Origin of the sequence: Marinitoga sp. 1138 (genome assembly GCF_013363265.1) — a bacterium.
In the GTDB taxonomy this organism is placed as follows: domain Bacteria; phylum Thermotogota; class Thermotogae; order Petrotogales; family Petrotogaceae; genus Marinitoga; species Marinitoga piezophila.
Map to the genome: position 1 here is coordinate 24782 of NZ_LBFA01000029.1, position 13004 is coordinate 37785.

Consider the following 13004-nt stretch of genomic DNA (forward strand, 5'->3'; position numbering starts at 1 on the left):
GGTATGAAAAAAGCGTTCTTATTATTATTAATAACGGTGTATGTGGTTATAGGGATAAATGCTGAAAACATTGCTGAAACATATTTAAAAACATTTGATATAACAAAATTAATGGATTCTGAAAATGTAGCGGTAAAAACATTTGCATATTTTGAACTCTATTACGAAAAAAATTATAGCGGGTATTTAAAAGCTGCAAATGAATTAAGAGCAAAATACAACAATCTTCTAACCTACAGAGAAAAAGAAATATTCGATATAATGTCCGGTGTAAATCCAATAACAACATTAAAGCCAATAGAACGATTTAAAGAATTATTAAAAAAATATCCAGATGATCCACTTATAAACATATTATTATTAGAATTTGAATATAAACAATGGAAAATAACAGGGGATCCAAAATTAGCAAAAGAAATATTAAATAAAATAGAATATATTGAAAAAAAATATGGTAACACACCATTTTCGATTTATTATAAATCGAATTTTTTATTTAAATCCAGAATATATGGAAACAAAGAAGATGCATATAATCTTATAAAAAACGGTGTAAAAACATATCCGGATAATAGAAAAATAATAGAAACTTATATAAAAATAGCTGGATATCTTGAAAAATATAAAGAAGATAAAGAATTATTTGGAGAAATAGCTCATACATATATAGACATGCCAGAACCTTCAATGGATTTAATGCTTATAATAGTTAATTACTATATTTACCTTAATGATACACAAAAAGCTGAAAAAACCTTAAAAGAAATAATTATTCCAAATACACGTAATTCCAAAATACTTGCTTTAAGTTATGAATTACTGGGTGATATATCAGAAACATATACACAAAAAATGAATTATTATAAAAAAGCCCTTCAAATAATACCTGATAATGGAAGGGTATTGTCAAAATGGGCTCTTGCAATGTTAAAAGTTGATAGAGAAAAATACAAAACACTTGCAAGAATATCGTTAAATAAAGCATTAACAATAGATGGAAAACTATCAGATGAAGCAGAAAAAGCGTTAGAAGATTTGAGAAATGAAATTAAAATACATGTTATGTTAAATTATGTTCTGCCACTTGTTCTTTTTGTTGTAGTGGCATTGGGGATAATAATATTCTATGAAAAATGGAAAGAAAAAAAAGAAATGGAAAAACTTCAAAATGAAATAGAAGGGGAAAACGAAGATGGAAGAAATTAAGATTTTAGATAAAGGATTGGTAAAACTTGTTGATATGCTTGGTAGCGATAGAGCTGCAGTAAGAGCAGCACGTGTTTCATACGGAAAAGAGTTATCTACAGATGAAAGAGATAAAAAGCTTATTTTCTATTTAATGGAACACAAACATCACAGTCCATTTGAACATCAGGTATTTACATTTCATATAAAAACACCAATATTTATTGCAAGACAATGGATGAGACATAGAATAGGCAGTTATAATGAAATCTCAAGAAGATATACCACAAAATATGCAGAAGAATTTTATATTCCTGACCATATCAGAGTTCAGGATACAAAAAATAAACAGGGTTCAAATAAAATTGAAGATGAAAATTTAACCAGAGAAGCTCTGGATATAATACAAAAAATATATGAAGAAACATATAATGCATATAATAAATTAATGGAATTAGGTGTTGCAAGGGAAATGGCAAGAATGGTTTTGCCTGTTGGACAATACACGCAGTTTTACTGGACAGTAAATACAAGAAGTTTAATGAATTTCTTAAATTTAAGGGCAGACTCTCATGCACAATGGGAAATACAACAATACGCAATAGCTGTAGCTAAAATCTTTAAAGAAAAACTTCCATGGACATATGAGGCATTTATGAAATTTGAATATAGAGGGGATTTGTTAAAATGAAACTAAAAGAACTTGCAAAAGAACTAAAAGCAAAGTTTATACATATACCTGAAAATTATAAAGATATAGATATAAAATTTGCAGGAGCATCAGATTTAATGAGTGACTTTTTAGCATTCTCAACACCGGGAATGCTGCTTGTTACTGGTTTAACAACACCACAAACATTAACCACTGCCTCTGTAATAGAGGCAGGAGCTATATTATTTGTAAGAGGTAAAACAATACCTAAAACATTTTTAGAAAATATAGAAGATTGTGAAATACCTCTCTTAACAACAGATTATTCAATGTTTTATGCTTGTGTAAAATTATACAAATTGGGAATAAAAGATGCAATGAAAACAGATGAGGAGAGTTTATAATGCCCGGTGAACCAACGGAATTAGTTGAAAAATTATTGCAAATATTTTCAAACACCAAAATAGGTGAAATAATGACATCACCGGCTATAGTAGTAACTCCTGAAACATCAATAAGACAGGTAAAGGATATTATGAAAATAAAGAAAATATCCGGATTACCTGTTGTAAAAAAAGGGTTAAAACTTGTTGGGATAATTAGCATTGAAGATATAATAAAAGTTCTTGAAAAAGGAAACTTATCAGATTTTGTATTAAAATGGATGACAAAAAGTGTAGTAACAATAAATGAAGAGGATACATTATCAAAATTTGTTGAATTATCACAAAGCCATAAATATGGTCGATATCCTGTTTTAAACAATGAAGGGAAGGTTGTTGGGATAATTACCAAATATGATGTAATAACATGGTTATTTGGTAAGTTAGGAAGTATATACGTACATGATCAGAGACGTGAAAAGGTTCTTAACAGGGAAGAATATATATCCAAACTTACAGGAGATATATTACAGAATAAAACGGCGTCTTTTGAATTTAAAATAGATTATAATGATATCACAAAAATAGGAATAGGAGCAACAAGACTTAAATCATTTTTAAAGAAAAAAGGAATAGATGAAAAATTAGTGAGAAAAATTTCCATAGCTACATATGAAGCAGAGGCAAATGTTGTAATACATTCTGAATCATATGGTGAAATATATTGTTGGGAGCTTGAAGATAGTATAAGATTGCTTATAAAAGATTATGGAAAAGGAATAGAAAATGTTGAACTGGCAATGCAAGAAGGATATTCAACAGCAACAGAAGAAGTAAGAGCGCAGGGATTTGGTGCAGGAATGGGTCTTCCAAACATGAAAAGATTTTCTGATAAAATGACAATAATATCAGAAAGTGGAAAAGGGGTAATAATAGAAATGTTATTCTTTAAATAGGGGTGATTTTATGAAAATAAAAGATATATTAAAAAGAGAATATATAGAAAAAATATATGTTCATGATGAAGAAACAGAAGTGAAGAATGGATATATAGGTGACTTATTAAGCGAAATAATGAGAAATGCGCCAGAAGAAAGCATATGGCTTACCCATCAAACACATCCTAATATAATAGCTGTTGCTTCTATTGTTGGAGCGAAAGTTATTATAATTCCAGAAGGATTTAACTTTGCTGAAGAAACAATTGAAAAGGCAAAAGAAAATCAAATAACCCTTTTAAAAAGCAAAAAGAATATTTTCGAAACAACTGGTGAAATATATAACTTAATTAACAGGTGATAAAGTGGCAAAATTTTATGGGAACTTTCATATACATACAGTTTTATCACCATGTGCTGATATTACAATGACTCCAGACATTTTTCTTGAAAAAATTTCTGAAACAACCTTAAACTGGATAGCAATTACTGATCATAATACAACAAAACACATAAAAACATATAAAAACGTTTTATCTAAAATAGATGTTAAGGTTATTCCCGGGATTGAAGTTACAACCAGGGAAGAAATACACATACTTGTTTATTTTAAAAAAATTGATGATGCAGAAGAATTTGGTAAAATAATAGAATCTAAACTTATTATAAAAGAATATGACCCTGAAAAACTTGGGTATCAGGTATTGGCAAATGAAAAAGGTGAGTTAATAGAAATAATTAAGACGCCGTATTTAGGCAGTTCAACAGATTTAACAATAGAAGAGGTTTATAATCTATCTAAAAAATATGAAAGTATGTTTATTCCTGCGCATATATTTAGATATGCAGGTTTGATAACAAATCTTGGGTTACCTCCTGAGAATATAAATATAAAAATCGTAGAAGTAAAATCTGAAAAAGAAAAACAGATGGCAAAACAATTGGGATTTAATAGATTTATACATAACACCGATGCACATTTTCCAGAACAGCTTATACCTTCGTGTATAATAGAATCGGAAAGAAGAACATATGAAGAATTTAAAAAAGCATTATTAAATGGAAAGGTGGAACCACTTTGGCAACCTTAAGAACAATAGCAGATCATATTATGGATATTGGTGAAAATGCAGTTAAATCTGGAGGAAATAAAGGATATTTAATAATCATTGAAACAAAAAATCATTTTCGATTTACAATTTCAGATAATGGAAGAGGGATGGATCAGGAGACATTAAAAAAGGCTCTTGATCCATTTTATACTACTAAAAAACAGAGAAAGAAAAAATTTGGATTAGGACTTGCATTTTTAAAACAATCATTGGAACAAACAGATGGAACTTTTATAATAAACTCAAAAAAAGACGTTGGGACAACTGTAATAGCGGATTTTAATCTCGAAAATATAGATTGCCAGCCAATAGGTGATATCCCATCAATGCTGATTAATGTATTAACCATGTCATATGAATTTAATTGGGAGATTTATAGATATTATGAAAAAAAAGGATATTATTTAAATTCTCAAATAATAAATGATAACTTTGATTTAACAAAACCGCAAGAAATAATGACATTAAAAAAATATATAATTGAACTGGAAAAAGAAATAAAGGGAGGTATTTAGATGAAGAAAAGCTTATTGTTGATTCTTGTGTTTCTTATAGGAGCTTTAAACGTTTTTGCTCTTATGAATGTAAAGAAAGTTGTATATGATGGAAATGTTGATTTCCTCAAAAAAGATATTGAAAAAGTATTAAGTGATTATGATATTAAAGATGGTTCTATAGTGGGAGATATAGACTTAAAATTGGCCATTGAAAGTATTCAAAAAAAATATCCATATTTTTCATATATAAATTATAAATATGATGAAGAAAGTGGTGAATTAACCTTTACTTTCAAAACAAATCCTGTTGTAAAAAAAGTGGAATTTAAGGTTCTTGGAGATAAATTATTGGATTTAAGCAAAATTGCCACAAAAGTTTATACTGAAAAAGAATTACCTTTAAATTTAAATGAATATAAAAAAGGGCTTGGAGAAATACAGAAATATTATAATGAACAGGGATATCCATACATTGAGATATCAAGTAATATAAAAATCTCCTCAGATTCGTTGACATTGGAATCAACGATGATAGACAAAAAAGAAACAGATAAAAATACATTGGTATATGTAATAAAAGAATATGATCTCTGGGATATAGAATTAAAGGATGAAATTTCTCAACTTGATAAAAAAGAATTAAAAAAAGAATTTGGTTTTGAATTTAGAAAAGATTGGGAAAATAAGTTTTTCTTATTCAGGGAAGATTCAAAAGAAACATATCCTTCAATGGAAGATATGCAAAAAATATTCCAGAAATTAAGAGAATTACCATACTTTTCTGAAAAAACACAAATAACCATGAATGCCACAAATATTTCAAAAACTCCAGGAGGAGATCTTGTACTGGTAATTGGTGGTGAATTAAAAAAAATCATAGAAAAACCGGAAAAGATAAAACAAATAAAAATTATAAATAATGAAAGTTTAAAAACATTTGAATTATTAGAACAATTGAATAAAGTTGGAATTAGTAATAATGCAACAGTAGATAATATAACAGTTTTAAATGGAATAAAAAGATTAAAAGAATATTATACAAATTCTGGATATCCATTTGTTAATATAAATACATCATTTGAAAATGGAGAGCTTATTATTAAAATATTGGAATACAAAGTTGGAAATATCGATATAAATGTATCTCCAGAAAAGAAAACAAAAGACTATTTAATAAATTCAGGAATAAAACTCAAAACAGGTAAAGTTATTACTACAAAAGCAATTCAGGATACATATTATGCTTTATCAGGAACAGGGTTTTTTGATAAAGTAAATGTATATCCGTATGCTCAACACGAAGACAAAATAGACTTTAAAATTGATATTACAGAAAAAAACAAACCTGGAAAATTTGTAGGTGGTATTACATATACCATGCCTGAAAATGCACCATGGTATATGGGATTCTTTGGTCAATTAGAATTACAATGGAAAAATCCTCTTGGATATGGACAATCTTACAATATAACAACAAATATAAATCCTCTTTCAAAAACATATTTATTCAATTTGGGTTATGGTATTACCAAAATAAATAATACACCTTTATCCATGAAAGTTAACTTCAATTATGGTTTATATGATGAAAATGCAGGTATTCCCGAAGAGAATATAAGCGGATTAGCTACAGTAACAAATAAATTTTCAATAGGCTTTTCTCCATCATATAGCTTTAATAGCTTTAATAATTTAAATATGAATTTAAGTTATAGTAAAACAGAATACAATTCACTAATAATAGACAAAAAAGAAGAGATTTCAGGTGGTCTGGGATACACATATTCACGTCTCGACTATCCATTTAGACCATATAATGGAACATATTATACATTACAATCATTTGGTGGTTTAAATATATCAAACACAGAAGAATATTATTATGGTGGATATACAGAATTTAAAGAATTCTATACATTATACAAATTTACATTTGCTGACAGATTAAAAGCAGGATATGTAAAAGATGACTTTAACCTATACGATTTTTATATAGGCGGAATGTATACAGTAAGAGGATATAATTTCTCAGAAAGAAAAGGAAATATCATGTATTTAAACAATGCTGAAATTCAATATCAAATACAGAAAGAGGCAGTTCCAGTAGATGCATATATATTCTTTGATATAGGAAATGCTGGGGACAATCTAAATTATGATCCTCTATGGGCATATGGCGCTGGTATAAAAATTACTTTACCAATGATAGGTCCAGTTAGATTTGAAGGTGTATTTGATAAAGAGAATAAATTTAAATGGGCATTTGGATTTGGTCCTGTATTTTAATAAAAAGAAAAAGGGTTGTTCGAAAGAACAACCCTTTTTAATTAAATATAAAGAATATTTTCCATTTTTCCATTAACTATTTTTGCCAGCATACCATTTTCAAAAGGGATAAATGAATTATCCATTTTTTCAGAAGCAACAATAAACCCTGTATCATTTTCTGTATACCACAGAGTAAAATAATCTTCTGTGCGTGTATAATTACAAAATACATATAATTCATTATTTCTAATCATTAAGAAATTTATACCCGAATAAGAATTTTTAGAAATAAACTCCTTAATCTTTTCCTTTAAATCATTGAAATTGTTAAAATCATACAAAGCCTTAAAATATTCAAAGCTATCTGTACCAAAAACATTATCTATCTTATCGAGATATATTGTCCCGTTATGTGAAAAAAAGGTATCTTTTATAAAATATGGATGCAACTGTAAAAAAGTTTTTTCAAGATTATCAGAAGCTTTCCTTGCATGAATCATACCAAGGTATGATTCTATATTTAAATCATCTTCATTAAAAACCGGTTGCATGGATTTATGAAAAACCACTTCCTTATCAGAAACAAAAGCTGCAATCCCCCAGCCATCATCATGAGGAGCTTTAATTCCATCCTTCGCCATAGTCTTCAAATGATTAAACAAAAAATTTATATTTTCATTTTTTTTAAATGAATAACCAATCATTCTACACAAAAAAATCCCCCCTTTTAGTTTTGAATTATACAACTTTATCTTCTCTTTACAAAATGTAAAAAAATAATAAATTATACGAAAATTTAAGAAAGTAAGAGTATTTTAATTTTTATTGGAAATATTGGATAAATTTCAGAGATTTTTGAGGTTGAATTAAAAATAAAATAAGGATATTATCATCTTAGGGAGATTTAATTAACCTTCTTTTAAATAAAAATTAAAATTATCATATAACTATTAATATTATTTGGGGGTTTCAAATGACTTATATTGAAAAGAAGATAAAAGAATTCAAGGGATTTTGTGGTATTTTAGTAAAAGATTTAAAAAAGAATGAAATAATTTATTCTTATAATGAGAATAAATTCTTTACACCTGCTTCTGTGACAAAGTTATTTACCACATTTGCGGTATTTGAAATTTTTAAAAAAGAATATATATTTAGCACAAAATTTTATTTCACAAATGGCGATCTTATAGTAAAGGGGTGTGGAGATCCAACTATTGATTTAAAGACATTTGATATGATTTTAAACAAAATAAAAGAAAGATCAGGAAAGGTTTTTTTTGACACCTTAGTAATAGATGATTCACTATTTAATAACAATGAATTTTTTGGATATGGATGGATGTATAACGATGAAGAAAATCCTTATATAAAGCCATTTAATATAAAAGACTTTGTTCCGGAAAATAACTATTATGCAGAATTACTGGAATTATTAAAACCGTTGTTTATAAAACATAGATTTCCAATTGAGTGTATTAACAGTGGTAATGTAGAAGAAAAAGAAACTCCTTTTTATATTCATAAATCTGCTGAAATAGATAAAATCACAGAAATTATGATGAAAAACAGTGATAATTATATTGCAGAAATGTTCTTTAGAATGTTATCTGTAAAAAAATATGGCAAGGGCGAAATTGAAAAAAGTATAGAAGTTTTAAAAGAAGAATTATATAAGAATCTTGGTCTCGAATATGAAGAAGATTATGTAATTACAGATGGAGCAGGATTATCAAGATACAATCTGATTTCACCATTAACAGCAGTAAAAGTATTTGAATATATGCTGGAAAAATACGGGGATAGATTTTTAAACATTCTTGCATATACCAAAAGTTATGGAACACTGGAAAATAGATTTAATTTTGATGTATGGGGAAAAACCGGGACCTTAACAGGTGTTTCAGGATTAACTGGATTACTGATTACCAAAAAAGGGAGAAAATTTATTTTTTCATTATTTGAAAATAATTATGTTTATGAAAAAACTTATGGAAAAACTTTTGAGAATGACATAATTAACTATTTATATAATACTTTTTAAATTTCGGGAGGGCTAACATGGAAGAAATATTAAAAAAGATTGAAAGTGAATATGGAACGCCTGTTTATGTATATTTTGAAAAGGAAATAAAAAATCGCATTAAAAATGTTATGGAAGTCTTTGAAGGAATAAACCTTATACCAACATTTGCATTAAAAGCAAACAATAATCCTGCTTTAATTAAAATTATGTACGAATCTGGTTTTGGGGCAGATATAGTTACAGTTGGTGAATATAAAGGAGCAGAAATAGCAGGAGTTCCAAAAGAAAAAATAGTATGGAATGGAAATGGCAAAAGCAAAGAAGATATGAAATTTCTAAAAGATAAGATAAAGTATGTAAATATAGATTCCTTTGAAGAAATGGAATTATGGAAAAACATTAAAACAGAAAATATTGAATTCTTTTTAAGAGTTAATCCAGATGTTGACGCCAAAACACATCCGCATATTTCCACAGGTTTAAAGAAAAATAAATTTGGTATTCCAGCTGTTAAACTGGAAGAATTTATGAACAAATATAACGATAATAGAATAAAAGGAATACATTTTCATATAGGATCTCAAATTACTGAAATTTCACCATTTATAGATGCGTTTAAAATCGGATTGGAAATTTCAAAAAAATATAATTTCAAAAAAATAAACATAGGCGGAGGCTGGGGAATAAATTATGATGGAAAAGAAATTAATTTAAATGAATACAAAGAAAAAGTTATTCCGATCTTAAAATATTATGATGAAGTAATACTGGAATTGGGAAGATATATAATGGGGCCATCAGGAATATTATTGCTCAATATTACACGCGTGAAACAGGGAATTGATAAGGTATTTGTTGTAACTAACGGTGGAATGAATCTATTAATAAGACCGGTGTTATACAATGCATATCATGAACCGGTATTCTTAAATCCAACAGGCAAAAAAGCTAAAATAGACATAGTTGGACCATTATGCGAAAGTGGAGATAAGTTATTATGGGATAAAGAGCTGCCAATACCAGAAGAAAATTCTCTTGTTTACTTTAAAAACGCAGGTGCATATGGCTTTTCAATGTCTAATAACTACAATTCAACCTTAAAACCTGCAGAAGTTCTTATTACCGAAAATGAAGAAATAAAATTAATAAGAAAAAGAGAAAGCTATGAAGATTTATACAAAAATATAATACTTTAAAAGAGGGGATTACAATGAATGAATATTTTTATGATAAAAAAGAAACATTTGGTTTTAAAAAGGAAATAGCGGGATTTAATATATATGAACCTTTCTATCGTGAGCTAAACTTAAAAGATAAAGGATCAGATGTATGGAGGTTAAAATATTTATATTCACGATATCTATTCTATAAAGGAAAAGGGACAGATTACATTATAAACAATGAGCTTGATGAAAATTTCTTTAGTAGTTTTAAAAATTTTATGAAAGAAAATAATATAAATTCAGAAATTATAAACAGAGAGGCAATAAAAAAACTCCTTGATAATGTTAACGAAGAATTTTATTTCTTCGTTGAAGTTGAACTTCCTGATAACAGAGAAAATCCAGGAATATTTAAATTATATGATAATACAGGCAATATGTTGTTTTCATGTAAGGTTAGGGGGCATGGACAACATGACGTTGAAACACAGAAAAGTCAGGCTATGGAAGATGGAGACACTCCAATAGGTATATATATCGCTTCATATGAATCAGGGATATTAAAAAATAATGTGAAAGATTATGGTCCAGGAGGGCTTTTTAGATTATGGTATCCATTATATGGCTATGCTTATGATATTTATAAAGTAAATAGAGATGGGATATTAATACATTCTGGAACTACAAATGAGGATTTAAGAAGATCTCATGGTTGCGTTGTAATGCATAACGATAATGTACTAAAAGTGCAAAAAATAATGATAGAAAAAATAAAACATCCATATATAATGCCAACAAAATATGTGGAGTTTTATACAGGTATTGTATTCATAAAAAGAAGGATACCTTGAGTGCCATATTAAAAAGGGAGGGGTAAAAGTGAGAAAGTTTTTATTGGTAGGGGTTTTGATTATTGCTATTTTGTCTTTTGCTGCAGTAAAGGATCCAGAAACATTAGTAAGCTTAGCCATTGGTGATCCAAGTACATTGGACCCACATAGGGCATATGACCTTGCAAGTGGAGAGGTTATATACAATGTTTATGATATGCTTCTTGAATATGATGGATCCAGTTTAAGCAAATTTTTGCCAAGATTAGCAGAAGAAGTGCCAACAGTTGAAAATGGATTAATTTCACCAGATGGAAAAACATACAAATTCAAAATTAGAAAAGGTGTTAAATTCCACAGTGGAAACGAATTAACACCATATGATGTTGAATACACCTTTGAAAGAGCATTAATAGGTGATCCAGGGGGAGGACCTATCTGGATGTTCTATGAAGTATTCTTTGGTAAATACTTTGGATTAAAAGATGCTGTAAAGGGATTAACAGGTCATGCTTGGTCAGAATTAGTTAATATTGATACCGGAGAACCAACAAGTCCTGAAGCAAAAAAGATTCTTGAAGATTTCTACAAAAAATATATCGATCCTGTAGTAGAAGTTGATGGAGATTATGTAGTATTTCATTTAGCAGAACCAAAAGCATACTTTTTAAACATTATTACAGGTTCTTCCTGGGGTGCAATTTTAGATAGTAAAAAGGCTAAAGAAATTGGATTATGGGATGGAAAGGTAGACGGATGGTGGAAATATCATGACTGGAAAAAAGAAGATTCACCGTTACATTTAACAGAAATAGGTTCAGGACCATATATTCTTGACAGATGGGATAGAACAGAAGGTAAAGTTATATTAAAAGCATTTGAAGACTACTGGAGAGGACCAGCAAAATTAAAGAATATAGTAATATGGGTTGTATCTGAATGGTCAACAAGAAAAGCAATGCTTGAAAAAGGTGATGCAGATGTTGTTATAGCTCCAACCCAGTATTTGTCACAATTAAGGGATAATCCGGATATAGAAATAATAGATAACTTACCAAGAGCAACAGTGAATACAATAAGTTTTATCTGGCAGGTAAAAGCAGGTTCACCATATGCAGGAAGTGGAAAACTTGACGGTAAAGGTATACCACTTGATTTCTTCTCAGATAAAAATGTAAGATTGGCATTCTTAAGGTCAATAAATTATCAGAAGATAATAGATGATGTTATGGATGGATATGGTATGATTGTACCTGCAATATTGCCTAAAGGATTCTTGGGATATGATGATTCATTACCAAAACCAAGATTTAGCATTGAAGAAGCAACAAAATACTTCAAGAGAGCATTTAGAGGTCAGTTATGGAGAAAAGGATTTAAAATGATAGTATTGTATAACACAGGAAACGAAACAAGACAGAAAACAGCAGAATTATTAGCAGATACATTAAAACAGATAAATCCAAAATTCCAGATAGAGACAAGAGGAGTTCAATGGCCAACATATCTTGATGCAAGAAAGAACAGTAAAATACCTATTTATATAGGTGGTTGGGTTGCAGACTATCCAGATCCAAACAACTTTATTTACACATTCTATCACAGCAATGGAACATATGGAAGTTTCTTTGGAGAAAAATATAAGGTATTTGCAAATAAACCACAGGCATTCTTTGGCGGAAAATCATTAAATCAAATGATAGAAGATGCAGTTGCAGAAACAAATCCGGCTAAAAGACAGGAAATGTATGTAAAAATTCAGCAATTTGTTATAAGAGAAGGTATAGGAGCACCATTATTCCAGACAATAGGAGTAAGAGTTCAGAGATCTTGGGTTAAAGGTTGGGTGCCAAATCCTATAAGACCAGGTGACGATTATTACAAAATGTGGAAATCAGATAAATAATTTTTAACGCAAAAGAGGCGGGAAAATCCGCCTCTTTTTATAAA

General features: G+C 28.7%; 13 protein-coding genes. 12 read left to right on the forward strand and 1 reads right to left on the reverse strand.

The annotated features are described in order from the left end of the window. Window positions 1–3: 3 nt before the first annotated feature. The 8 genes from XO11_RS09600 to XO11_RS09635 are packed head-to-tail and all read left to right on the forward strand — an operon-like array spanning window position 4 to window position 7053. Entirely contained in the window at window positions 4–1206 is a 1203-nt protein-coding gene (locus XO11_RS09600) for a lipopolysaccharide assembly protein LapB (RefSeq protein WP_014297401.1), read from the forward strand. Further along, window positions 1193–1876 (forward strand): FAD-dependent thymidylate synthase, encoded by a 684-nt coding sequence (thyX, locus tag XO11_RS09605; protein ID WP_014297402.1) that lies wholly within the window; start codon window positions 1193–1195, stop codon window positions 1874–1876. Before XO11_RS09600 ends, thyX begins: the two co-directional genes overlap by 14 nt. Then, window positions 1873–2241, forward strand: coding sequence for a DRTGG domain-containing protein (locus XO11_RS09610; RefSeq protein ID WP_014297403.1), 369 nt, complete (start codon window positions 1873–1875; stop codon window positions 2239–2241). Before thyX ends, XO11_RS09610 begins: the two co-directional genes overlap by 4 nt. Then, window positions 2241–3176, forward strand: coding sequence for a CBS domain-containing protein (locus tag XO11_RS09615; RefSeq protein ID WP_014297404.1), 936 nt, complete (start codon window positions 2241–2243; stop codon window positions 3174–3176). Before XO11_RS09610 ends, XO11_RS09615 begins: the two co-directional genes overlap by 1 nt. Window positions 3177–3186: 10 nt before the next feature. Continuing rightward, on the forward strand, window positions 3187–3519 hold the full coding sequence (locus tag XO11_RS09620; protein WP_014297405.1) for a hypothetical protein: 333 nt from the start codon (window positions 3187–3189) through the stop codon (window positions 3517–3519). Window positions 3520–3523: 4 nt separating this feature from the next. Beyond that, complete coding sequence (locus tag XO11_RS09625) at window positions 3524–4249, forward strand: PHP domain-containing protein (protein ID WP_014297406.1); 726 nt, start codon at window positions 3524–3526, stop codon at window positions 4247–4249. After that, on the forward strand, window positions 4237–4785 hold the full coding sequence (locus XO11_RS09630; RefSeq protein WP_014297407.1) for an ATP-binding protein: 549 nt from the start codon (window positions 4237–4239) through the stop codon (window positions 4783–4785). Before XO11_RS09625 ends, XO11_RS09630 begins: the two co-directional genes overlap by 13 nt. Beyond that, window positions 4786–7053 (forward strand): outer membrane protein assembly factor, encoded by a 2268-nt coding sequence (locus XO11_RS09635; protein ID WP_014297408.1) that lies wholly within the window; start codon window positions 4786–4788, stop codon window positions 7051–7053. A gap of 41 nt (window positions 7054–7094) precedes the next feature. Here the strand turns inward: XO11_RS09635 and XO11_RS09640 are convergent, their stop codons facing one another. Then, entirely contained in the window at window positions 7095–7739 is a 645-nt protein-coding gene (locus XO11_RS09640) for a class II glutamine amidotransferase (protein ID WP_232223937.1), read from the reverse strand. Window positions 7740–8008: 269 nt separating this feature from the next. On the opposite strand from XO11_RS09640, the gene XO11_RS09645 reads away from it, so the two are divergent. From XO11_RS09645 to XO11_RS09660, 4 genes are read left to right on the forward strand one after another with little or no spacing between them, the layout of a single operon-like run. Further along, window positions 8009–9079: a D-alanyl-D-alanine carboxypeptidase/D-alanyl-D-alanine-endopeptidase gene (locus XO11_RS09645; RefSeq protein WP_175418540.1), complete on the forward strand. Its 1071-nt coding sequence runs from the start codon at window positions 8009–8011 to the stop codon at window positions 9077–9079. A 17-nt stretch (window positions 9080–9096) separates the two neighbouring features. Beyond that, the gene (gene lysA, locus XO11_RS09650; protein WP_175418541.1) at window positions 9097–10257 is read left to right on the forward strand and encodes a diaminopimelate decarboxylase; all 1161 of its coding nucleotides are present in this window, start codon (window positions 9097–9099) and stop codon (window positions 10255–10257) included. Between the two features lie 14 nt (window positions 10258–10271). Then, window positions 10272–11075: a L,D-transpeptidase gene (locus XO11_RS09655; protein WP_014297412.1), complete on the forward strand. Its 804-nt coding sequence runs from the start codon at window positions 10272–10274 to the stop codon at window positions 11073–11075. Window positions 11076–11103: 28 nt separating this feature from the next. Further along, on the forward strand, window positions 11104–12960 hold the full coding sequence (locus XO11_RS09660; protein ID WP_014297413.1) for an ABC transporter substrate-binding protein: 1857 nt from the start codon (window positions 11104–11106) through the stop codon (window positions 12958–12960). Window positions 12961–13004: the final 44 nt, after the last annotated feature.

Excerpts from the sequence above, each read along its gene's own strand:
- XO11_RS09610 (WP_014297403.1), top strand. The coding sequence starts at position 1,873 with ATGAAACTAAAAGAACTTGCAAAAGAACTAAAAGCAAAGTTTATACAT.
- thyX (WP_014297402.1), top strand. The coding sequence starts at position 1,193 with ATGGAAGAAATTAAGATTTTAGATAAAGGATTGGTAAAACTTGTTGAT.
- XO11_RS09615 (WP_014297404.1), top strand. The coding sequence starts at position 2,241 with ATGCCCGGTGAACCAACGGAATTAGTTGAAAAATTATTGCAAATATTT.
- XO11_RS09635 (WP_014297408.1), top strand. The coding sequence starts at position 4,786 with ATGAAGAAAAGCTTATTGTTGATTCTTGTGTTTCTTATAGGAGCTTTA.
- lysA (WP_175418541.1), top strand. The coding sequence starts at position 9,097 with ATGGAAGAAATATTAAAAAAGATTGAAAGTGAATATGGAACGCCTGTT.
- XO11_RS09640 (WP_232223937.1), bottom strand. The coding sequence starts at position 7,739 with ATGATTGGTTATTCATTTAAAAAAAATGAAAATATAAATTTTTTGTTT.
- XO11_RS09620 (WP_014297405.1), top strand. The coding sequence starts at position 3,187 with ATGAAAATAAAAGATATATTAAAAAGAGAATATATAGAAAAAATATAT.
- XO11_RS09600 (WP_014297401.1), top strand. The coding sequence starts at position 4 with ATGAAAAAAGCGTTCTTATTATTATTAATAACGGTGTATGTGGTTATA.
- XO11_RS09655 (WP_014297412.1), top strand. The coding sequence starts at position 10,272 with ATGAATGAATATTTTTATGATAAAAAAGAAACATTTGGTTTTAAAAAG.
- XO11_RS09645 (WP_175418540.1), top strand. The coding sequence starts at position 8,009 with ATGACTTATATTGAAAAGAAGATAAAAGAATTCAAGGGATTTTGTGGT.